This window comes from Streptomyces sp. NPDC000594, assembly GCF_040299965.1.
Lineage (GTDB): Bacteria > Actinomycetota > Actinomycetes > Streptomycetales > Streptomycetaceae > Streptomyces.
The window spans coordinates 38160-60056 of record NZ_JBEPCY010000003.1; the positions used below are offsets into that span (position 1 = coordinate 38160).

The 21897-nt window shown below is 73.4% G+C and carries 23 protein-coding genes; 8 read left to right on the forward strand and 15 right to left on the reverse strand.

Annotated elements, in window-relative coordinates; translation table 11 throughout:
* Positions 1-54: 54 nt before the first annotated feature.
* The 9 genes from ABT354_RS05205 to ABT354_RS05245 form a co-directional block, all read right to left on the reverse strand.
* Positions 55-579, reverse strand: a complete 525-nt coding sequence (locus ABT354_RS05205) for an amino-acid N-acetyltransferase (protein ID WP_351489287.1) — start codon at positions 577-579, stop codon at positions 55-57.
* 9 nt (positions 580-588) lie between these two features.
* Complete coding sequence (locus tag ABT354_RS05210) at positions 589-1074, reverse strand: BlaI/MecI/CopY family transcriptional regulator (RefSeq protein ID WP_351489290.1); 486 nt, start codon at positions 1072-1074, stop codon at positions 589-591.
* Between the two features lie 179 nt (positions 1075-1253).
* On the reverse strand, positions 1254-1430 hold the full coding sequence (locus tag ABT354_RS05215; protein ID WP_351489292.1) for a hypothetical protein: 177 nt from the start codon (positions 1428-1430) through the stop codon (positions 1254-1256).
* 9 nt (positions 1431-1439) lie between these two features.
* Positions 1440-2030 (reverse strand): hypothetical protein, encoded by a 591-nt coding sequence (locus tag ABT354_RS05220; RefSeq protein WP_351490129.1) that lies wholly within the window; start codon positions 2028-2030, stop codon positions 1440-1442.
* Positions 2031-2148: 118 nt separating this feature from the next.
* Entirely contained in the window at positions 2149-2949 is an 801-nt protein-coding gene (locus ABT354_RS05225; protein ID WP_351489295.1) for a type III pantothenate kinase, read from the reverse strand.
* Positions 2949-3959, reverse strand: coding sequence for a carboxylating nicotinate-nucleotide diphosphorylase (nadC, locus tag ABT354_RS05230; RefSeq protein ID WP_502983330.1), 1011 nt, complete (start codon positions 3957-3959; stop codon positions 2949-2951). Before nadC ends, ABT354_RS05225 begins: the two co-directional genes overlap by 1 nt.
* Positions 3956-5725, reverse strand: a complete 1770-nt coding sequence (locus tag ABT354_RS05235) for an L-aspartate oxidase (RefSeq protein WP_351489298.1) — start codon at positions 5723-5725, stop codon at positions 3956-3958. The genes nadC and ABT354_RS05235 overlap by 4 nt, the downstream gene beginning before the upstream one ends.
* Positions 5722-6714: a pantoate--beta-alanine ligase gene (gene panC, locus ABT354_RS05240; RefSeq protein ID WP_502983345.1), complete on the reverse strand. Its 993-nt coding sequence runs from the start codon at positions 6712-6714 to the stop codon at positions 5722-5724. Before panC ends, ABT354_RS05235 begins: the two co-directional genes overlap by 4 nt.
* 50 nt (positions 6715-6764) lie before the next feature.
* On the reverse strand, positions 6765-7673 hold the full coding sequence (locus ABT354_RS05245) for a Rossmann-like and DUF2520 domain-containing protein (protein WP_351489300.1): 909 nt from the start codon (positions 7671-7673) through the stop codon (positions 6765-6767).
* A gap of 336 nt (positions 7674-8009) precedes the next feature.
* Here ABT354_RS05245 and ABT354_RS05250 point away from each other — a divergent pair, with 336 nt between their 5' ends.
* Positions 8010-9182 (forward strand): DUF5937 family protein, encoded by a 1173-nt coding sequence (locus ABT354_RS05250; RefSeq protein ID WP_351489302.1) that lies wholly within the window; start codon positions 8010-8012, stop codon positions 9180-9182.
* 36 nt (positions 9183-9218) lie between these two features.
* Here ABT354_RS05250 and ABT354_RS05255 read toward each other — a convergent pair whose 3' ends face one another.
* Together ABT354_RS05255 and ABT354_RS05260 are read right to left on the reverse strand one after the other, a co-directional pair.
* On the reverse strand, positions 9219-9899 hold the full coding sequence (locus ABT354_RS05255) for a response regulator (RefSeq protein ID WP_351489304.1): 681 nt from the start codon (positions 9897-9899) through the stop codon (positions 9219-9221).
* Between the two features lie 147 nt (positions 9900-10046).
* Positions 10047-11243 carry a sensor histidine kinase gene (locus ABT354_RS05260; RefSeq protein ID WP_351489306.1) on the reverse strand — a complete coding sequence of 399 codons (1197 nt, stop codon included), beginning with the start codon at positions 11241-11243 and terminating at the stop codon, positions 10047-10049.
* Between the two features lie 96 nt (positions 11244-11339).
* Between ABT354_RS05260 and ABT354_RS05265 the strand changes: the two genes are divergently transcribed.
* Positions 11340-12533 (forward strand): SAM-dependent methyltransferase, encoded by a 1194-nt coding sequence (locus ABT354_RS05265; RefSeq protein WP_351489308.1) that lies wholly within the window; start codon positions 11340-11342, stop codon positions 12531-12533.
* A gap of 235 nt (positions 12534-12768) precedes the next feature.
* Entirely contained in the window at positions 12769-13911 is a 1143-nt protein-coding gene (locus tag ABT354_RS05270; RefSeq protein WP_351489310.1) for an NADH-quinone oxidoreductase subunit D, read from the forward strand.
* Between the two features lie 115 nt (positions 13912-14026).
* Here the strand turns inward: ABT354_RS05270 and ABT354_RS05275 are convergent, their stop codons facing one another.
* The 4 genes from ABT354_RS05275 to ABT354_RS05290 all read right to left on the reverse strand — a co-directional run bounded on the left by ABT354_RS05275 (position 14027) and on the right by ABT354_RS05290 (position 18021).
* Entirely contained in the window at positions 14027-15445 is a 1419-nt protein-coding gene (locus ABT354_RS05275) for a hypothetical protein (protein ID WP_351489313.1), read from the reverse strand.
* Positions 15446-15575: 130 nt separating this feature from the next.
* Positions 15576-16544, reverse strand: a complete 969-nt coding sequence (locus tag ABT354_RS05280) for an ABC transporter substrate-binding protein (protein ID WP_351489315.1) — start codon at positions 16542-16544, stop codon at positions 15576-15578.
* Between the two features lie 110 nt (positions 16545-16654).
* Positions 16655-17338, reverse strand: coding sequence for an ABC transporter permease (locus ABT354_RS05285; RefSeq protein WP_351489317.1), 684 nt, complete (start codon positions 17336-17338; stop codon positions 16655-16657).
* Entirely contained in the window at positions 17338-18021 is a 684-nt protein-coding gene (locus ABT354_RS05290) for an ABC transporter permease (protein ID WP_502983346.1), read from the reverse strand. The genes ABT354_RS05285 and ABT354_RS05290 overlap by 1 nt, the downstream gene beginning before the upstream one ends.
* A 156-nt stretch (positions 18022-18177) precedes the next feature.
* On the opposite strand from ABT354_RS05290, the gene ABT354_RS05295 reads away from it, so the two are divergent.
* The 5 genes from ABT354_RS05295 to folK all read left to right on the forward strand — a co-directional run bounded on the left by ABT354_RS05295 (position 18178) and on the right by folK (position 21883).
* Positions 18178-19326, forward strand: coding sequence for an ABC transporter ATP-binding protein (locus ABT354_RS05295; protein WP_351489322.1), 1149 nt, complete (start codon positions 18178-18180; stop codon positions 19324-19326).
* A gap of 73 nt (positions 19327-19399) precedes the next feature.
* Entirely contained in the window at positions 19400-20242 is an 843-nt protein-coding gene (folP, locus tag ABT354_RS05300) for a dihydropteroate synthase (protein WP_351489324.1), read from the forward strand.
* Positions 20239-20691 carry a nuclear transport factor 2 family protein gene (locus ABT354_RS05305; protein WP_351489327.1) on the forward strand — a complete coding sequence of 151 codons (453 nt, stop codon included), beginning with the start codon at positions 20239-20241 and terminating at the stop codon, positions 20689-20691. Before folP ends, ABT354_RS05305 begins: the two co-directional genes overlap by 4 nt.
* A gap of 248 nt (positions 20692-20939) precedes the next feature.
* Positions 20940-21299 carry a dihydroneopterin aldolase gene (gene folB, locus ABT354_RS05310; protein WP_351489329.1) on the forward strand — a complete coding sequence of 120 codons (360 nt, stop codon included), beginning with the start codon at positions 20940-20942 and terminating at the stop codon, positions 21297-21299.
* Positions 21296-21883 (forward strand): 2-amino-4-hydroxy-6-hydroxymethyldihydropteridine diphosphokinase, encoded by a 588-nt coding sequence (folK, locus tag ABT354_RS05315; protein WP_351489332.1) that lies wholly within the window; start codon positions 21296-21298, stop codon positions 21881-21883. The genes folB and folK overlap by 4 nt, the downstream gene beginning before the upstream one ends.
* The last annotated feature ends 14 nt before the right edge of the window (positions 21884-21897 follow it).

The window sequence follows — 21897 nt, forward strand, 5'->3', positions numbered from 1 at the left end:
AAACGTACGCGATTCGGACATAGGGATCGCCTCCGGTTGCCCCGGAAGAGGTGATCACAGGTGCAGAAGCATCCGGCTGTTGCCCAAGGTGTTCGGCTTCACACGTTCGAGTCCCAGGAACTCGGCGACACCCTCGTCATAGGAACGCAGCAGCTCGGCGTAGACATCTGTGTCGACCGGGGTCTCACCGATCTCCTGGAAGCCGTGCCGGGCGAAGAAGTCCACTTCGAAGGTGAGGCAGAATACCCGCCGCACCCCCAGTCGGCGGGCACATCCCAGCAACTCGTCCAGGATCAGATGACCGATGCCCTGGCCGGTGAAGGCGGGGTCGACCGCGAGAGTGCGCACTTCGGCGAGGTCTTCCCACATGACGTGCAGCGCACCGCAGCCGACCACCGTACCGTCCTCGTCACGTTCGGCGACCCAGAACTCCTGGATGGACTCGTAAAGGGTGACCGTCGCTTTGTCGAGCAGGATGCCTTCCCCGACATACGGATCGACCAGGCGGCGTACCGCGTGGACATCGACCGTCCGGGCACGGCGGACGGTGACGCTGCCATTCGGGGCGGTATAAGACATGGGTTGACGCTATCGCCCGGCCGATGTCCCCCCGCCACCACCCCGGCCACCAGGAACTTCCTCTTCGGGTCCTTCCCCGGCCCCTTCGTCGGCACCTTCGCCGTCGCCGGGGTTGTCGCCGGGGCCGGGGTCGGGGTCGTCCTGAACCATACGGACGGCCGCCCGCAAGGACTCCCGCTGCTCGGCCGACATCATCCCGAAGAAGGCGACGAGAGCGGCGGCCGGGTTGTCACTCTTGGACCACGCGTCGTTCATCAGTGCGGCCGAGTAGGCGGCGCGGGTGGAGACCGCCGTATATCGATAGGCGCGGCCCTCGACTTCCCTGCGGACCCAGCCCTTCTGATGGAGATTGTCCATTACGGTCATCACCGTCGTGTAGGCGATGGACCGTTCCTGCTGAAGGTCTTCCAGGACTTCCCGGACGGTGACCGGTCGGTTCCATTGCCAGACCCGGGTCATGACGGCGTCTTCCAGCTCTCCCAATTGGCGGGGCACATTACCACCATAGTTGTGGAATCAGGATTTCCCGGTAATGACGTAACAAAAAGGACGTACGGTCGACCCGAAGGTCTTCCGTACGTCCATATGCCCGGCCCGTGCGGGGCACGGCCGTGACACCGCGCCGTATGAGCACGGGGGGATTTCCGCGAGGGCTTTCCGCCCGGTGCGGAGGGTCAGTCGTCCTCGCGGCCGGACCGGGGGCCGGCGTCGGCACGGGCGAACGCCGCGTCCACGATCGCGTCCTCCTTGGCCTTGTTCGGGCCGCCCTGGGTCTTGACGATCGTCACGATCAGGGCGGTGAAGAAGGTGGCCATGACAGCCGGCGGCAGCAGGGCGGATACATAGTCCATGGAGCCAGGTTAAACGGCCCGCTGCTGGGGCGGGGGCGCGGGGCGGCGGCGGGGCGGGAACACCTCGGAGGGCTTGGGCACCGGCCGCTCGCCGGGCGCGGGGGCGGGGGGTTTCGGGGCGGCGGGCGCGGGCTTCGGCCGGGGCCTCGGGGCGGGCTCCCCGTCCTCCCCGGCCGCCTCGACCCGGCCACCCGGGAGGGCGAGCAGCCGGGTGCGCGGCAGCGGGGGCGCCCACCGGGGCCCGGCCGGGGCGGCACGGCCCGCCGGGATCCGGCACCGCGCCAGCAGCGCCGCCGCCACCGGGGAGCCGTCCAGCGCGCTCAGCGCCGCCAGATCCTCCGGCAGGGGGTCGTACCCGGCGGCGAGCGCGTCCTGGAGCAGCTCCAGATAGCTCATGGCCGACCCGGGCAGGGCGGAGCGGTAGCGGGCGAGATCGGCCAGCAGAAAGGCGCGCAGCCGCCCCGCCTCCCGGGTGACCTCGTCGACGGAGTCGGCCAGCCGGAGACAGTCCTGGACATCCTCGTCGGGGAGCGGGGCGGGATGGAGGGCGACGGCGAGGGCGCGTCGGAGCACACGCAGCTCGTCTGCGCTGAAGGCCATGCCGCCGCGGGAACCGTATGGCGTGGGCATGCGCCGACCATACGTGCGACTTCGACAAAATCGACTTAATCCCGACAAGCCGGGCGCGCCGCACGGAGGCCGCGCGGCGCGCCGGGACTCACATCCGGGCGATGTTGCGCTCGTACACCAGGCGCAGCCCGATCAGGGTGAGCCAGGGCTCGTGCTCGTCGATCTCGGAGGACTCCCCCAGCACCATCGGCGCGAGGCCGCCGGTCGCGATCACCGTGACATCCTCGGGCCGCTCCGGCGCCAGCTCGGTCTTCATCCGCCGGACGACCCCGTCGACCTGGCCCGCGAAGCCGTACACGATGCCCGACTGCATCGCCTCGACGGTGTTCTTGCCGATCACACTGCGCGGCCGGGCCAGCTCGATCTTGCGGAGCTGGGCGCCCTTGACCCCCAGGGCGTCCACGGAGATCTCGATCCCCGGGGCGATCACCCCGCCGGTGTAGGCGCCGGAGACGCTGACCGCGTCAAAGGTGGTCGCCGTGCCGAAGTCGACCACGATCGCCGGACCCCCGTACAGCTCGACCGCCGCCACCGCGTTGATGATGCGGTCGGCGCCGACCTCCTTCGGGTTGTCCGTGAGGATCGGCACCCCGGTCTTGACGCCCGGCTCGACCAGCACCGCCGGGACATCGCCGTAGTAGCGGCGGGTGACCTCGCGCAGCTCGTGCAGGACCGAGGGGACGGTGGAGCTGATCGCGATGCCCTCGATGCCGTCGCCCAGCTCCATGCCGAGCAGCGGATGCATCCCCATCAGCCCCTGGAGCAGCACCGCCAGCTCGTCCGCGGTGCGCCGGGCGTCCGTCGAGATGCGCCAGTGCTCCACGATCTCCTCGCCGTCGAAGAGGCCGAGGACCGTATGGGTGTTGCCGACGTCGATGGTGAGCAGCATCAGTGGTCCGCCTCCCGCAGATCGAGCCCGATGTCCAGGACCCGCGCCGAGTGGGTGAGCGCGCCCACCGCGAGGAAGTCGACACCGGTGTCGGCGTAGGCGCGGGCGTTCTCCAGGGTGAGCCGGCCGGAGGACTCCAGCAGGGCGCGGCCCCCGGTCAGGGCCACCGCCTCGGCGGTCTCGGCGGGGCCGAAGTTGTCCAGCAGGATCAGATCGGCGCCCGCGTCCAGCACCTCCCGCACCTGCTCCAGGGTGTCCACCTCGACCTCGACGGGCACCCCGGGGAAGGCGTCCCGTACCGCCTTGAACGCCTCGGCGACCCCGCCCGCCGCGACCACGTGGTTGTCCTTGACCAGGGCCGCGTCGGAGAGCGACATCCGGTGGTTGACCCCGCCGCCGCAGCGGACCGCGTACTTCTCCAGGGCGCGCAGCCCGGCGGTGGTCTTACGGGTGTCCCGGACCTTGGCCCCGGTCCCCTCCAGGGCGTCCGCCCAGGCGCGGGTGGCGGTGGCGATCCCGGAGAGCCGGCCGAGGAGGTTGAGCGCGCTGCGCTCGCCGGTCAGCAGTTCACGGGTGGTGGTGGTGACGGAGAGCAGCTTCTGGCCGGCGACCACCCGGTCGCCGTCGGCGACATGGCGCTCGACGGTGAAGTCGTCGGTGGCGATCACCGAGAGCACCGCCTCGGCGATCTGGAGCCCGGCGACGGTGCCCGCCTCCCGGGCGGTGAAGTCCCCGGTGGCGACGGCGTCCTCGGGGACGGTGGCGACGCTGGTGACATCGACCCCGCCGTCGAGGTCCTCGCCCAGTGCCACATGGGCGATGTCCTCGATCTGTACGGGGTCGAGTCCCTGCGCCGCCAGCAGCGCGGCGAGCGCGGGGTCGAGCCCGCACTCGATCTCCTCGCCGCCGCCGTCGCAGCCGCAGGAGTCGCCGCAGCCGCCGCTCTCGATCAGCGGGACGGGCGGGACGGCGGCGCCGGGGGTGTGCGGACGGTCGTCGGGCGTGCTCACTGCTGCTGCTCCCTCGGGGCGGTGGATGGGAAGTCGGTGCCGTCGGTACGGGTGACGACGAGCGAACGGTCGGGGGTGGTCCGGACGACGAGATGGCGCCGCCAGCGGGTGTCGTCCCGCTCGGGGTGGTCCTCGCGCCAGTGGCTGCCCCGGGTCTCCTCGCGGGCGAGGGCGGCGGCGGTCAGCACCCGGGCGACACAGAGGAGGTTGGAGGTCTCCCAGGACTCGACGCCGGGCTCGGCGGTCTTGCCCCGGCCGGTGCCCGGCCGCTCGCTTCCGCCGTGGCCCGCGGCGGCGGCCTCCAGGGCGTCCCGGTGGACGGCGTCCAGGGCGGCGGCGGCCTCCCGCAGCCCGGCGTCGGAGCGGAGTACGCCCACGCCATGGGACATGATCCGCTGGATGGCGGCACGGGCGGCGGGGTCGATCAGGGGCAGCACCGTGGCGGGCGCCGTACCGGATGCCGCCTCCGTACCGGACAGGGGTGCCGGCTCCGTACCGGACAGGGGGGCCGGCGGATCCAGGGGAGCGGCCGCGATGTCCTCGGCGATCCGCTCCGCGAAGACCAGCCCCTCCAGCAGCGAGTTCGAGGCGAGACGGTTGGCTCCGTGCACCCCCGTACAGGCCACTTCGCCGCAGGCCCACAGGCCGGGGACGGTGGTACGGCCGCGCAGATCGGTCCGGACCCCGCCGGAGGCGTAGTGGGCCGCCGGGACCACCGGGACCGGCTCGGTGACCGGGTCGATGCCATGGGCCCGGCAGGCGGCGAGGATGGTGGGGAAGCGCCGCTCCCACATCTCGGCGCCGAAGTGCCGGGCGTCGAGATACATGTGGTCGGCGCCCTGCTCGCGCATCCGCCGGGTGATCGCCTTGGCGACGATGTCCCGGGGCGCCAGCTCGGCCAGCTCATGGGTGCCGGTCATGAAGCGGACACCCGCCGCGTCCACGAGATGGGCGCCCTCGCCCCGTACCGCCTCGGAGACCAGCGGCTGCTGGCCCTGGGAGTCCGGGCCGAGGAAGAGCACCGTCGGATGGAACTGCACGAACTCCAGGTCGGAGACCTCCGCCCCGGCGCGCAGCGCCAGCGCGACCCCGTCGCCGGTGGAGACCGCGGGGTTGGAGGTCGCGGAGAAGACCTGGCCCATGCCGCCGGTGGCGAGCACCACGGCGGGGGCGCGGACCGCGCCGACCCCGTCGTGCTGGCCCTCGCCCATCACATGGAGGGTGACCCCGGCGGTGCGGCCCCGGTCGTCCAGGAGCAGATCCAGGACCAGCGCGTTCTCGATGGTGCGCAGGCCCGCGTCGCGTACCGCGTCCACCAGGGCGCGGGAGATCTCCGCGCCGGTGGCGTCGCCGCCCGCGTGGGCTATCCGGCGGCGGTGGTGGCCGCCCTCGCGGGTGAGGGCGATGGCCCCGGCGTCGTCCAGGTCGAAGCGGGCGCCGGTGGCGATCAGCCGGTGGACCGCGCCGGGGCCCTCGGTGACCAGGGCGTCCACGGCCGCCTCGGAGCAGAGCCCGGCGCCCGCGACCAGGGTGTCGTCCCGGTGCTGGGCGGGGGTGTCGCCGTCGCCGAGGGCGGCGGCGATGCCGCCCTGGGCCCAGCGGGTGGAGCCGTCGTCCAGCCGGGCCTTGGTCACCACGGCGACGGCCAGCCCGGCGGCGGCGCACCGCAGGGCGGCGGTCAGCCCGGCGACCCCGGAGCCGACCACGACGACATCGGCGTCGATGGACCAGCCGGGGGCGGGGGCGGCGAGCCGTATGCCGGTCACGGGTGGGCTCCGAATCTGAGCGTGATGTTGTCGATCAGCCGGGTGGTGCCGACCCGGGCGGCGATCAGCAGCAGCGCCTCGCCCTCGTGGTCGGCGCCGACCTCGGTGAAGTCGGCCGGGTCGCGCAGGGCCAGATAGTCCAGCTCCAGCGGCGTGGTGGCCCGGCCCGCCTCGTCGAGGACGGTACGGGCCGCCGCGCGGACCGCGTCGGCGTGGCCGGGGACGGCCTGGGCGACGGCGGCGGCGTCGGCGGCGAGCCGGGCCTCGCCCAGCGCGGAGAGGGCGGCGGCCCGCTCCAGGGTGGCGCCGGTGGCGTCCGCACGGGCCGACAGGGCCTGCTGGGCGGCGAGCCGGTCGCGCGCGGCGAAGAGGGCCCGGGAGAGCGCGAGCGCGGTCTCCCGCTCCTCGGGCGAGAGATAGCGGTTCCGGCTGGAGAGGGCGAGCCCGTCGTCCTCCCGTACGGTCTCCTCGGCCACGATCTCCACCGGGAAGTCCAGGTCGTGGACCATCCGGCGGATCAGCGCCAGCTGCTGGGCGTCCTTGCGCCCGAAGTGCGCGACGTCGGGCCGGACCAGATGGAGCAGCTTGGCGACGACGGTGAGCATGCCGTCGAAGTGGCCGGGGCGGCTCGCGCCCTCCAGCACCTCTCCCATGGCGCCCGCGGCGATCCGCACCCGGGGGGCGCCGGTGGGGTACATCTCCCCGGTGGACGGGGCGAAGACGATGTCCGCGCCCGCCTCCTTCGCCAGGGCGAGATCGGCGTCGAGGGTACGGGGGTAGCGGTCCAGGTCCTCGCCCGCGCCGAACTGGAGCGGGTTGACGAAGACGGTGACGGTGACGGTGCCGTCCGGGCCGACGCGCTCCCGGGCGGCGCGGATCAGCGAGGCATGGCCCCGGTGGAGCGCGCCCATGGTCATCACCACGGCGGTGCGGCCGGGGGCGGCCCGCCGGGCGAGGGTCGCGCGCAGCTCCGCCGCGTCGGGGACCAGGGCGAACCCGGCGCCGGGTCCGGGGTCGGGCCGGGTGGTGGGAGTGGTGGTCACCGGTCGTCCTCCGCCAGTACGCCGAGCAGGTCCTCGGCAAGCTCCGGTTTGAGCAGTCCATGGGCCAGGGCCCGGTCGGCGGTGGTGCGGGCCATGGCGAGATAGCCGGCGACCGCCCCGGGGGCGTGCCGGCGCAGCTCCGCGATGTGCGCGGCGACGGTCCCGGCGTCACCCCGGGCGACCGGGCCGGTGAGGGCGGCGTCGCCGGAGCGCAGGGCGTTGTCGAGGGCGGCGCCCAGCAGCGGGCCGAGCATCCGGTCGGGGGCGCCGACCCCGGCGGCGCGCAGCAGCTCCATCGACTGGGCGACCAGGGTGACCAGGTGGTTGGCGCCGAGGGCGAGGGCCGCGTGGTAGAGCGGGCGGGACTCCTCGGCGATCCACTCGGGCTCCCCGCCCATCTCGATCACCAGGGCCTCGGCGGCCAGCCGCAGCTCCTCGGGGGCGGTGACGCCGAAGGAGCAGCCCGCGAGGCGCTGGATGTCGACGGCGGTGCCGGTGAAGGTCATCGCCGGGTGGAGCGCGAGCGGCAGGGCGCCGGCCCGGGTCGCCGGGTCGAGGACGGCGGCCCCGTACCGCCCGGAGGTGTGCGCGAGCAGCTGCCCGGGGCGTACGGCGCCGGTCTCCACCAGCCCTTCGACCAGGGCGGGCAGGGCGTCGTCGGGGACGGTCAGCAGCACCAGCTCGCTGCGGGCCAGCACCTCGGCGGGGGTGACCAGGGGGACTCCGGGGAGCAGCTCGGCGGCCCGGCGGCGGGAGGCGTCGGAGACACCGGAGGCGGCGACCGGCCGGTGCCCGGCCAGGCTCAGCGAGGCGGCGAGCGCGGGACCGACCCGGCCCGCGCCGACGACGCCGACGGTGAGCCGGGCGGGGCGGGCTTGCGGGTCGGGGGGTGCGGTGGGGTTCACGGTGCCTTCCGTTCCAGTCCTCGGCGGGTACCGGACGATGTGCCCGTCATGCTACGCCAGCGGCCCCGGGCGCCCCGGGTCAGCCGCGACCGGGGCGGCGGGGGCGGTACAGGGGGTCCGGAGGGTACGGAGGAGGGCGCGGAGGGCGGGGCGGGAGGCAGGCCCTGCGGCGTACGGCGGGGGCGGCGGCGCGGTGGAGGTGAGCGGATGCCCCTGGGTCGCGTCCCTCCGGCTCACGGCCCGTACGGCCCCCCTCGGCCCTCGGCCGTCCCGTCGATTGACGTCCCGCGTCAAACGGCGTGACGGGCACCGTGCCGTACCCCGCACCATGGACCCGTGAGCGTCACCATCGACATCAGCGGGCTCCCGCAGGAGCGCATCGTCTTCGAGATCTCGCCCCTCGCCGAGCTGGGCATGGCCCTGCACGCCCTCGCCGAGCCGGGGCACCATCCCGCTCTGCACGGCTGGGCCACCGCGACCTCCGCCGGGCTCAAGCCGGATCTGGCCGACCGGCTCTGCGAGGCGGACTTCCTGTGGCGGCAGACGTTCTCCGATGTCTTCATGCCCTTCGCGGGCCTCGCCTCCGCCGTCTCCGCCGCCTCTGCCACCTCAGGTGCCTCAGGTGCCCCCACCATCTCCGGTGGCGGCGCCCCGGGGGCCACCCTCGCGGAGGACCTCGATCTGCTGGACCGGCTGGATGACGAACGGTTCGTCTCGGCGGCGCTGGAGTTCGTGTGCAGCTCGGACTACACCGAGGGCGGCCCCTCGGCCCTCCTCGACCCGCGCCGCCGGGACCGGGCGCTGGAGCTGGCGACCCTGCGCGGACCCCGCCAGCTCGACTTCACCCGGCGGCTGCTGCGCGACCCCACCGGGGTACGGGCCTGGCTGCGCCGCCTCTTCGAGGACTGCGACCGGGCGTTCTTCGCCGACACCTGGGCACGGGTGCTGCCCACCCTCGCGGCGGACGCCCGGCACAAGACGGAGCTGCTGCGCCGCAAGGGCCTCGCCGACGCCCTGCGCGCGGTGTCGCCCGCGCTGACGGTGGACGAGGAGCACACCCGTATCACCGCCGACAAGCTCGGGGAGGGCCGGGCCACCGCCGTGGACCGGGCGGTCGGCGCGGGGCTCACCCTGCTTCCCTCCAGCCATGGCTGGCCGCATCTGATGGTGCTGCACGCCCCCGGCTGGCGGCCGGTGATCCACTATCCGGTGGGCTCGCCCTCGCTGCCCGGCGCCGCCCCGGTGGAGCTGCTCCAGCGCCGGATGGCGGCGCTGTCGCACCCGCTGCGGATGCGGCTCTGCCGCCATCTGGCGCGGGCCCCGTACACCACGAGTGAGCTGGTGGAGTCGTTCGGGATCACCGCGCCGGAGGTCTCCCGGCATCTGGGGGTGCTGAAGCGGGCCCAGCTGGTGAGCACCCGCCGCCGGGGGCGGTATGTGCTGCACCAGCTGGATGTGGGCGCGGTGGCCCGGCTGGGCAGCGACTTCCTGGAGACGGTGCTGCGCTGAGGCGCCGGCCCCGGACCCCTGCGGGCGGGCGGGAGGTCAGCGGGGGGCGGGGCCGCCACCCGCGCGGACCAGGCCGGTCTCGTACGCGAGCACCACGACCTGGACCCGGTCCCGCAGATTCAGCTTGGTGAGGATCCGTCCCACATGGGTCTTCACGGTCGCCTCGGAGAGCACCAGCCGTCCGGCGATCTCACCGTTGGAGAGCCCCTGGGCGACCAGCAGCATCACCTCGCGCTCGCGCTCGGTGAGGCGTTCCAGGTCCTTGTGCCGGGGCTCGGGGTTGCCGCTGGGCAGCATCGGCGAGAAGCGGTCGAGGAGCCGCCGGGTGGTGGAGGGGGCGACCACCGCGTCCCCGCTGTGCACGGAGCGGATCGCCGCCAGCAGCTCGCCGGGGGGCACATCCTTGAGCATGAAGCCGCTGGCGCCCGCCTTCAGCCCGGAGAAGGCGTACTCGTCCAGGTCGAAGGTGGTCAGGATGAGCACCTTCGGCGGGTCGGTCTGGGCGCAGATCCGGCGGGTCGCCTCGACCCCGTCCAGCCGGGGCATCCGGACGTCCATCAGGACCACGTCCACCGCCGTGGAACGCAGCAGCTCGATCGCCTCCGCACCGTCGCCCGCCTCCGCGACGACCTCCATGTCCGGCTGGGCGGCGAGCACCATGCGGAATCCGGTGCGGAGCAGCACCTGGTCGTCCACGAGCATCACCTTGATGGACATATCAGCCGATTCCTCTAGCTCTCTGTGGTTCAGGGGGTACGTCTCTGTGGTTCAGGGGTTACGGGCGGTGCGACCGCGTCGGCCGGGGCCTTTTACCGGGATACGGGGGTACGGGGGGTGCGGGGGGGGTACGGGGGCACCGGCGGCTCAGGCGGACTTCAGCGGCAGCAGCGCGCTGATACGGAAGCCTCCACCGGGCCGGGGCCCCGCGTCCAGTGTGCCGCCCACCATGCCGACCCTCTCCCGCATGCCGATGAGCCCATGGCCCTTGCCGTCCGCGCCGCCGTCCTCGTACAGCTCATGCGCGGAGCCCCGCCCGTCGTCCTCGACAAGGAGTCCGAGGCCGTCGTCGAAGTAGACCAGCCGGACACTGGCGCCGACCTGGGGTCCCCCGTGCTTGCGGGTATTGGTGAGCGCCTCCTGGACGATGCGGTACGCGGTCAGCTCCACCCCGCTGGGCAGCGGGCGCGGGGTGCCCTCGACCCGGAAGTCGACCATGGTCCCCGCCTTGCGCACCTGTTCGACCAGATCCTCGATCTGCTGCACATCGGGCTGGGGGACGTACTCACCGCCCTCCGGGCCGTCGCCGGTCCGCAGCACACCCAGCAGCCTGCGCATCTCGGCGAGGGCCTGGCGACCGGTGGAGGAGATGGTCTCCAGGGCCTGTTTCGCCTGGTCGGGGGCGACCTCCAGGACATAGGCGGCGCCATCCGCCTGGACCACCATCACCGAGACATTGTGGGCGACCACATCGTGCAGCTCCCGGGCGATCCGGGCCCGCTCGGCGGCGACCGCGACCTTGGCCTGGGCCTCGCGCTCCTTCTCCAGCTGGAGCGCCCGCTCCTCCAGCTGGGCGAAGTACGCCCGGCGGGTACGGATGGAGTCCCCGAGGACCCAGGCGAGGACGAAGGGGACGATCAGGATGATCATCAGGAAGATCTGGGCGGTCACCCCCAGGTCGTCCGGGGGCGGCCAGGCCATCTGGGAGATCGGCGCCGCCGCGGCCCCCGCGACCAGGGCCAGCCGGCGGGCCCAGCGGGGGGTGTCATGGGCGGCGACCGTATAGATGATCACCAGCATCGCGAAGTCGCCCGGGTACATCTGGATACCCGCGACCAGCTGGACCAGGCCCAGCACCAGGGTGAGCAGCAGCATCCGCTCCGGCATCCGGCGGCGCAGCGCGATCACGACGCCGAACCCCAGCGAGAGGGGCACGCCGATCCACCCGGCGTCGTACCGGGTCACCGTGGACAGGTCCATCAGGGCGACCGCCAGGAGGACAACACCCCAGAAGGTGTCGACCCCTGTCGGGTGTCTGCGGACGAACTCATAGACGCGATGCACGTAACCCAGCGTAGGGAAGGGCGACAGCTGTAGGGGTCAACCGTCAGAGCGATCCCCGCGACGGCCGTGTACTCCCCAAGGTGGAGACTGGGCGGCGTGCGCGAGACGGAGAGCGGGCGGTGTCATGAACCGGGAGAACGAGCGGGGTACGGGATGACGGCTCCGGGGGCGGCGGGGCGGGGACCGACTGACCGGCCGGTCGGCGAGGCTCCCCCGGCGGGCGGCCTCCCGAAAAGCGACCTCCCGGACAGCGGCCTCCCCGAGGGCGACCTCCCGGAGGGCGACCTCCCGGATGACGGCGACGGAAGCCCGGCCGGCGGTGGGAGCCCGGCCGGCGGTGACTGGCGCGGCTGGCGGGAGGCGACCGAGACCGCGCTGTACGGCCCCGGGGGCTTCTACCGGCGGCCCGAGGGCCCGGCCGGCCACTTCCGTACCTCCGTGCACGCCTCCCCGCTCTTCGCCCGGGCGGTCGCCCGGCTGCTGCGGGAGACGGCGGAGCGGCTGGACGGGCCCGGCTCCCCGGCCGGCCCGGTGGACCTCGTCGACATGGGCGCGGGGCGCGGGGAGCTGCTGACGGGGGTGCTGGCGGCGCTGCCCCCGGGCTTCCCGGTCCGGGCGGTGGCGGTGGAGCGGGCGGAGCGGCCCGCCGGGCTGGACCCCCGGATCCACTGGACGGCGGAGCTGCCGCACGGGGTCAGCGGACTGATCTTCGCCAATGAGTGGCTCGACAATGTCCCGGTCGACGTGGCCGAGTGCGACGAGGACGGGGTGGTGCGCCGGGTGCTGGTGCGGCCGGACGGGACGGAGCGGCTGGGACCCCCGGTCGACGGTGCCGACGCCCGATGGCTCGACCGCTGGTGGCCGTCGGCCGGACCGGGGACACGGGCGGAGATCGGGCACCCCCGGGACACCGCGTGGGCGGCGGCGGTGGCCGCGCTGCGGGCCGGGGCGGTGGTGGCGGTGGACTACGCGCACCGGGCTGAGGACCGGCCGCTCTTCGGCACCCTGACCGGCTTCCGCGCGGGCCGCGAGGTGAAGCCGGTGCCGGACGGGAGCTGTGACATCACCGCGCATGTCGCCCTGGACGCCTGTGCGCTGCCCGGCGACTCGCTCACCACCCAGCGCGAGGCGCTGCGCGCGCTGGGGATCACCGGGGAGCGCCCGCCGCTGGAGCTGGCGCGGACGGACCCGGCGGGGTACGTCCGGGCCCTGGCCTCGGCGGGCGAGGCGGCGGAGCTGACGGCCCGGGGCGGCCTGGGCGACTTCCTCTGGCTGACCCACCGGGGCTGAGCCACCCGGGTGCCTCCCCCGGACCGAACCACCCGGGGTGATTCCCTCGGACCCGGACCACCCGGGTGATCCCCTCGGACCCGGACCACCCGGGGTGCCGCCCCGGACCGGTCACCGGACCCGAACCACCCGGGTGGCCCACCGGGCGGCTCCCCCGGGTGGCTCCCCGGCCCGGTCGGCGACCTGGTACGGGACCTGGTCCGGGGCGCGCGCGGGCACGGGGGATACTGGCCGCATGACGGAGACCACGTTCGGCATCGGCGGCGCGGCGGAGAGCACCGACATGGTGCTCAACATCGGCCCCCAGCACCCCTCCACCCACGGAGTGCTCCGCCTCCGTCTGGTCCTCGACGGCGAGGTCGTCCGGCACGCCGAACCCGTCATCGGCTATATGCACCGGGGCGCGGAGAAACTCTTCGAGGCCCGGGACTACCGCCAGATCGTGATGCTGGCCAACCGCCACGACTGGCTCTCCGCCTTCTCCAACGAGCTGGGCGTCGTCATGGCGGTCGAGCGGATGCTCGGCATGGAGGTCCCCGAGCGGGCCGTGTGGACCCGGACCCTGCTCGCCGAGTTGAACCGGATCCTCAACCATCTGATGTTCCTCGGCTCGTACCCGCTGGAGCTGGGCGGCATCACCCCCGTCTTCCACGCCTTCCGGGAGCGCGAGGTGCTCCAGAACGTCATGGAGGAGATCTCCGGCGGGCGGATGCACTACATGTTCAACCGGGTCGGGGGCCTCAAGGAGGACCTCCCGGCGGGCTGGCTCGGCCGGGTCCGCCAGGCGGTGGCCGAGGTGCGCTCCCGGATGGATGTGTACGACCGGCTGGTCCTCGGCAACGAGATCTTCCGGGGCCGTACCCGCGCGGTCGGGGTGCTCCCGGCGGCGGCGGTGCACGCCTACGGCGTCAGCGGGCCCATCGCCCGCGCCTCCGGGGTCGACTTCGACCTCCGCCGGGACGAGCCCTATCTGGCGTACGGGGAGCTGGCGGACACCCTGAAGGTGGTCACCCGGACCGAGGGCGACTGCCTGGCCCGGTTCGAGGTGCTGCTGGAGCAGTCGTACAACTCCCTGGACCTGGCCGACGCCTGTCTGGACCGGATCGACGAACTGCCGCCCGGCCCGGTCAACCAGCGGCTGCCGAAGGTGCTGAAGGCGCCCGAGGGCCACACCTACGCCTGGACCGAGAACCCGCTGGGGATCAACGGCTACTACCTGGTCTCCAAGGGCGAGAAGACCCCGTACCGGCTGAAGCTGCGCTCCGCCTCGTACAACAACATCCAGGCCCTCGCGGTGCTGCTGCCGGGGACCCTGGTGGCGGACATGGTCTCGATCCTGGGCTCGCTCTTCTTCGTCGTGGGCGACATCGACAAGTAGCCCGGCCGCTCCATCGCGGAAGCCGGCCGCTCCATCGGAAGAAAGGGGAAGGGCCCCGGGGACGTGTCCCCGGGGCCCTTTCCTCGTACCCCTGCGCGAGGGGTGTACGGAGCGGTCAGGAGCTGACCGCGTCGCGCAGCTCGCCCAGATCGAGCTTCTCGGTCTCGTCGTGCGCGGTCAGATCGATGACATCGCCGGCGGCGGCCCGGTCGGTCCCGGTGGGGTGCCCGCCGGTCCGGTCGGCCTGCTGCTCGGCCTTCCGCTCGGCCAGCGCCTCCTCGCCCACCACATCGGCGAGGTCCTCCTCCTGCACGGCCTCGATCGCCTTCCGGGCCCGCTCGGGGGTGGCGGCGGCGTGGTTGCCGAAGAAGTCGAAGTTCCCCTCGGGGCGGGCGGGGGCGGGGCCCCGGCGCGAGCCGTAGGGGACGATCGCCGCCGCCCCGCCCCGGGCCGTCCCCCCGGCGCCCGCAGCGCCCTCGGCGGGCTGCGCGGGGGCCGGTACGGGACCGGCGGCGGGCGCGGTGGCGGGCACAGTGGCGGGCGCGGGCACCGGGGCGGCCGGCGGCACGGCGTGCACCGGAGCAGCGGCCGGTACGGGCGCGGGGGCCCGCACCGGAGCGGGGGCCGCCGGGACCGGGACAGGCGGGACCGGAGTGGCCTGGCCGACCGGGACCGGTGCGGCGGATGTCCCGGGCCGGACGGCGGCCTGCGGTGCGGGCCGTCCCGGAGCGGGCACCGGGGTCGGTACGGAAGCGGGGGCCGGAGCCGGAGTCGGAGCCGGTACGGAAGCGGGCGCGGGCACCGGGGTCGCCGGGGCCCGGGTGGCCGGGGCCGCCGTCACGGCGGCGCGGGGCGCTCCCCCGGGGCCGAGCTGCTTGGGCCCGTCCGGACCGGGCCGCACCGGGCGCCCCTCCTGGCCCGTCGCACCCCGGGCCGGCTCGGCGGGCCGGGCTGCGGGCAGCGCGTTCGGCGCGCCCCGCCGCTGACCGGCCGCGTTGCGGGCCAGGTTCTCCAGCGCCTGGGCGGCCTGGAGATAGCGCGGCGGGGTCGAACCCGTCCCCGCCGCGGGCAGCGCCTTGGGGCCGCGCCCACCGGGGCCGGAGTGCCCGCCGGGGCCCTCGACCTCCAGCTGGCGGCGGTCCTCCAGCACACTGGCCCGCTCGGTCTCGGCGGTCGCGTACCGGCGCAGCAGGGCCGCGTGCTCCCCGCGCAGCCCGGCCAGCTCGATCCTCTTGGCCCGCAGCTTGGCGTCCAGCTTGGTGCGCGCCTCCCGGGCCTCCTCGGCGGCGGCCTCCAGCTCGGCGATCCGCTCCTCGGCGCGCCAGGCGTCGCCGGCCCTCCCCCGAGTGAGATCGGCGACCTGACGGCCCGCCGAACGGTCCCAACGGCGCATCAGGAACGCGCCGGTGACGGCCGCCGCCGCGGCGGCCGTGGCCAGGGCTTTGAGCAGGGCCGGTTCCGTCAGCAGCCACGAGCCGGCGGCGCACACCACCGCAACTCCGGCCACCGCGGAGGGCGGAAGCAGCCTGTGCAAGGGCGGTGAATGACGATGGCGTCCACGTGGCATGGCCAGAAATTTACCGTGCGAACAAGCGGAAGGGGATATCGACCCGGCACTCGTGGGCAAGTCGTGGCGTTCCGGTCGGGCTATCCGACAGCCATTCCTACTTCTTGAGCAGCCCCTTGGAGTCCAGATACTCCTTGGCCACGTCCTTGGGCTTGGCCCGTTCGGCGTCCACCTTCCGGTTCAACTCGGCGAGGTCATCGGTGGTCAGCACCTCCGTCAGCCCGCCGAGCGCGCTCGCTATCCCGGGGTCACCCGCGTCCTTCGCATTGACGACGGGCAGGACGTTGTCCGCGTTCTGGAGCTTCTTGTCGTCCTCCAGGAAGACCAGGCCGTCGATGACGGCATCCGTGGTGGTGGTCAGGACGAGCTGTGCGGCGCCGTCCCTGACGGCCTGTTTGGACTGCGGCGTGCCGACGCCCTTGGGATCGATGCCGCTCACCTCGATGCCGTACTCGCTCTTCAGCCCGGGTGCGCAGAAGGGGCGCACGGCGCACTCGTCGCCCGCCGCGATCCGTACCTCGACGCCGGATTCGCCGAGGTCGGAAAGGGTCTTCAGGTTGTTCTTCTCCGCGAATTCCCGGCTCACCGCGAACGCGTTCTGATCAACCGCCTTCCCGGCCGGAAGGACCTTCAGTCCACGCGGTTCCGCGAGCTGAGTGAGTGCGGCGACGGTGGCCTTCACATCGCTGGAGGCGACCGGCTTCTCCTCCGGCGCCTTGGGTCCGTTCGCCTTCGCATTGAGGAATTCGGCGAGCGTCGCGGCGTATTCGGGCACCACGTCGATCTCGCCCTTCTCCAGCGAGGGCTCGTACAGTTCGCGGTTCTTCACGGTGGTGATGGAGGTGCCGTAACCGGCTTCGGAGAGGACGCCCGCGTACAGCTCGGCGAGGATCCTGGACTCGGTGAAGGAGGCGGAGCCGATGACGAGGGAGCCCTTCTTCCCGCCCTTCCCGGATCCGCCGCCGGAGCCGGAGTCCTCCAGGCTGTCACCGCCGCACGCGGCGAGCGCGGCGGTCAGCGCCGCTGTGGCCAGTACCGTTCCCGCGATACGAGGGGTCTTGCGCATCAGATGCTCCGTCCAGAGGTCCGGGGTCGTCGGAAACTTCGGAATCTTTGGGCCGTCGGGTTCCCGGGCGTGTCGTGGCCCCGGGCGGGCCGTCGCTCAGGGGTGGGTACTCAGGGGCCGGCGCGGCGCGCGGCCCGGCGGCGGGGGTCGATCAGCCGGTCGGCGGCGACCAGCACCGCCTCCACCAGCAGGGCGAGCACCGCCGCCAGCAGGGCCCCGGCCACCACCTGGGGGGTGTCGAGGGTGTTGAAACCGGCGGTGATGATGCGGCCGAGGCCGCCCTGGCCGACCATCGAGGCGATGGTGGCCGTGGCGACCACCTGGACGGCCGCCGAGCGCACCCCCGTCATCAGCAGGGGGTAGGCGAGCGGCAGCTCCACCCGGAGGAAGATCTGACGCCCCGACATGCCCATGCCGCGCGCGGCCTCCACCACCGCCCGGTCCACCTCCCGCATCCCGACATAGGCGTTGGTCAGGACCGGCGGTATCGCGAAGAGCACCAGGGCGATGACGGTGGGGGTGTACCCCGCGGTGCGCAGGGGGGTGAGCATCAGCAGCGCGAGCACCGCGAAGACCGGGATCGCGCGGCCCGCGTTGGAGAGGTTGACGGCGAGGGCGCCGCCCTTGCCGATGTGCCCGAGCCAGAGGGCGAGCGGCAGGGCGATGGCACAGGCGAGGGCGAGGGAGACCCCGCTGACGTACACATGCTCGCCCAGCCGGTTCCAGGCCCCGTCCTCGCCGGACCAGTTGGACGCGGTGGTGAGCCAGGTCCAGGCGTCGGCCAGTACTCCCATCAGAGAGCCTCCTCGGCCCGGCGTATCCGGGTCCACGGGGTGAGCAGCCGCTGGATCCCGAGGAGCAGCAGATCCGCCGCGACGGCCAGCAGCACACAGAGCACGGAGGCGGTGAGCACCTGGGCCTTGAAGGTGGTCTGCACCCCTTCGTCGATGAGGTCGCCGAGCCCGCCCCGGCCGATCAGCGCGCCGACGGTGGTGAGGGCGACGGTGGACACGGTGGCCATCCGGACCCCGGCCATCAGCGCGGGCAGGGCGAGCGGCAGCTCGACCTCCCAGAGCAGCCTGCCGGGCCCGTATCCCATGCCGCGGGCGGCCTCGCGGGCCTCCTCGGGGACGGCGGCGAGCCCGGCGAGGATGTTTCGGACGAGGATGGTGAGGGAGTAGAGCACCAGGCCGGTGACGACCAGTGCCGCCGAGAGTCCGAAGACCGGCAGCAGCAGGGAGAACATGGCCAGCGACGGGATCGTGTAGAGCAGGGTGGTCAGTCCGAGGACCGGTCCGGCGAAGGCGGGGCGCGACCGGGCGAGCAGCGCCAGGGGAAAGGCGACCAGCAGACCGATCACGACCGAGAGGCCGGTGATCCAGAGATGTTCCACGGTGGCGTCGGTCAGCTCCTGCGCACGGGTGCGCAGATATTCGCCGCAGATCCAGTCATTGGCCGTCAGGCAGTTCTCCGCCATGGCCGTACGTGTCGTCATCTCCCCCCGCCTCCCCGCGCATTCCGAACATATGTCTGACGACCTTAACCTGGGCCACTGACACTCCGCGGCAGCCGCCACAGGCACGCAACACGGCCTTCACACAACGCCACCCACCGCCCACCACAATGGGGAGCCATGATCCGCTTCGAGCACGTCACCAAGCGATATCCGGATGGCACCACCGCCGTCGACGATCTGTCGTTCGAGGTGGCCCAGGGCGAACTGGTCACTCTGGTGGGACCCTCGGGCTGCGGCAAGACCACCACCATGAAAATGGTCAACCGTCTGATCGAGCCCACCGAGGGGCGGATATCCGTGGACGGGCGGGATGTCTCCACGGTCGACCCGGTCGATCTGCGGCGCCGGATCGGCTATGTCATCCAGCAGGTCGGCCTCTTCCCGCACCGGACGGTGCTGGAGAACACCGCCACCGTCCCCCATCTGCTCGGCCGACCCCGGGCGCAGGCCCGGGCGCGCGCCGCCGAACTGCTGGACCTCGTCGGTCTCGACCCCTCGGTGTACGGCTCCCGCTACCCCGAGCAGCTCTCCGGCGGCCAGCGCCAGCGCGTCGGGGTCGCCCGCGCCCTCGCCGCGGACCCGCCCGTGCTGCTGATGGACGAGCCCTTCGGCGCCGTCGACCCGGTGGTCCGCGAGCACCTCCAGAACGAGTTCCTCCGGCTCCAGGCCCAGGTCCGCAAGACCGTGCTGCTGGTCACCCATGACATCGAGGAGGCGGTGCGGATGGGGGACCGGATCGCCGTCTACGGGCAGGGCCGGATCGAGCAGTTCGACGCCCCCGCCGCGGTGCTCGGGGCGCCCGCCACCCCGTATGTGGCCGATTTCGTGGGGGCGGACCGGGGGCTGAAGCGGCTGTCGGTCACCCCCATCGAGGAGAGCGACCTGGAGCAGCCGCCCGTGGTCCGGCTCGACGACCCGCTCCCCCGGGAGCTGGGGGCGCGCTGGGCGGTCGTCCTGGACACCACCGGCGATCTGCACGGCTGGATCTCCGCCGAGCAGGCGGGCGGCGCGGGCACCGTCCGCGACCACGCCCGCCGGATGGACGCCTGGCTGCCGCTGGGCGCCTCGCTCAAGCAGGCCTTCGCCACCATGCTCCAGCACGACGCGGGGTGGATCGCGGTGATCGACCCGGAGGCGACCGGACGCTTCCTCGGGGTGCTCACCCCCGCCCGCCTCCATGAGGCCCTGCGCCGCTCCATCGACGCCGACGCCCAGGACATCCCGCGCGCCGAGGTCACCCTGAGGTCCATCGGGACCCAGCCCTGACCCGGCCCCCGGGAACCCGCCCCGGAGCCGCCCGGGGCAAGCCCTTGTCCGCCCCGCGCCCTAGGCTGGGCGTATGAGTACGTTGAACGGGTTGCCGGAGTGGGATCGCTGCGCGGTCATGGGTGTCGTCAATGTGACCCCCGACTCCTTCTCCGACGGCGGTCGCTGGTTCGACACCACCGCCGCCGTCAAGCGGGGTCTCGATCTGGTCGCCGATGGGGCGGACCTGGTGGACGTCGGGGGTGAATCCACCCGTCCGGGCGCCAGCCGGGTGGACGAGGAGGAGGAGCTGCGCCGGGTGATCCCGGTGGTGCGGGGGCTCGCCGCCGAGGGGGTCACCGTCTCCGTGGACACCATGCGCGCCTCGGTCGCCGCCCGTGCCGTCGCCGCCGGGGCGACCCTGGTCAACGATGTCAGCGGCGGGCTCGCCGACCCGGAGATGGTGCCCGCGGTCGCCGCCGCCGAGGTCCCCTTCGTGGTGATGCACTGGCGCGGCTTCAGCGCCGACATGGCCGGCCGCGCGGTCTACGGCGATGTGGTCACCGAGGTCGTCTCCGAGCTGCGCACCCGGATGGAGGCGGTCGTCGCGGGCGGGATCGCGCCGGAGCGGATCGTGATCGACCCCGGTCTCGGCTTCGCCAAGGACGCCGGGCACGACCTCGCCCTGGTCGCCCACCTCCGCGAGCTGCACGCCCTGGGCCGCCCGCTGCTGATCGCCGCGTCCCGGAAGCGCTTCCTCGGCCATGTGCTCGCCGGGGACGAGGGCGCCCCGCCGAGGGCCCGGGAGCGGGACGCGGCCACCGCCGCCGTCTCCGCCATCGCCGCCTACGAGGGCGCCTGGGCCGTCCGGGTCCACGAGGTGCGGGCCACCGCGGACGCCGTCCGGGTCGCCCGTGCCGTCGGGGCCGCCCGGTGAGCGGCGGCGACATCGAGGCGGTCGAGGCGGCCAACACCCTCTTCTACGAGACGATGGAGCGCGGCGACTTCGACGCGCTCTCCGGGCTCTGGCTGGAGGACGAGATCTCCTGCGTCCACCCGGGGTGGCCGGTGCTCTCCGGCCGCGGCGAGGTGCTGCGCTCGTACGCCCTGATCATGGCCAACACCGAGTACATCCAGTTCTTCCTCACCGATGTGAAGGTGGCCGTCTCCGGTGACACCGCGCTGGTGACCTGTACGGAGAACATCCTCAGCGGCGGCCCGGCCGAGTCGGCCGGGGAGCTGGGGCCGCTGATGGGGCAGCTGGTCGTCGCCACCAATGTGTTCCGCCGCACACCGGACGGCTGGCGCATCTGGTCGCACCACGGCTCCCCCGTGCTGACGGAGGGCGACGACAGCGGCGAGCAGGACGAGGAGCCCTCCGCGTAGCCGGGGCCCGGGGCCCGCGGCCCCTGGGTGGCGGGGGCGCACGGGAGCGTACGGGAACCCCGGTGGGGTTTGGCCCCTCTGGCAGGGGGCAGGGGCGGATCCCGGGCCCCGGTGGGCCGACACCGGCCCCCCGCGCGGGGGTGGTGTCGGTGTCCGCAGGTAGATTCGCATGGGCGCTCCGGGTGCGTACGCGTGTACGGCCGTACCGCCCGCCGAGCCCGTCGGACGAGAGAGCAGGAGTGATTCGCGTGGATCGTGTCGCGCTGCGCGGCCTCAAGGCCCGTGGGCACCATGGTGTCTTCCCCCGGGAGCGCGAGGAGGGTCAGACCTTCATCGTGGACCTGGTGCTCGGCCTGGACACCCGTCCGGCCGCCGCCGACGACGACCTGGCGAAGACCGTGCACTACGGCGTGGTGGCCGAGGAGGTCGTCGCCGTGGTCGAGGGAGAGCCGGTGGACCTGATCGAGACGCTCGCCGAGCGGATCGCCCGGACCTGTCTCCGGCACGACGGTGTCCAGGAGGTGGAGGTGGTGGTGCACAAGCCGGACGCACCGATCACCGTGCCCTTCGACGATGTCACCGTCACCATCACCCGGAGGCGGGCATGAGCGACCCCACGGTGCAGCCCGTTCCGGCCTCGGTGGTCGAGCAGGTGGACGCGGCCGACATCACCCTCTCCAACCCCCGGCGGGCGGTGCTCTCCCTCGGCTCCAATCTGGGGAACCGGCTGGAGACCCTCCAGGGCGCCGTGGACGCGCTGGAGGACACCCCCGGTATCCGGGTGAAGGCGGTCTCCCCCGTGTACGAGACGGAGCCCTGGGGCGTGGAGCCCGGCTCGCAGCCCTCGTACTTCAACGCCGTGGTGCTGCTGAAGACCACCCTGCCGCCCGCCTCGCTGCTGGAGCGGGCACACGCCATCGAGGAGGCGTTCGACCGGGTACGGGAGGAGCGCTGGGGTCCGCGCACCATCGATGTGGACATCGTGACCTACGCCGGCCATCTCTCCGACGACCCGGTGCTCACCCTGCCGCACCCCCGGGCCCATCAGCGGGCCTTCGTCCTGGTGCCCTGGCACGATGTGGACCCCGACGCCGAGCTGCCGGGCCATGGCCCGGTGGCGGAGCTGCTGGCCGGGCTCGACCGCACGGACGTGGTACCCCGGGCCGATCTGGAACTCCGGCTGCCCGAGTAGTCGTTAGGCTCATG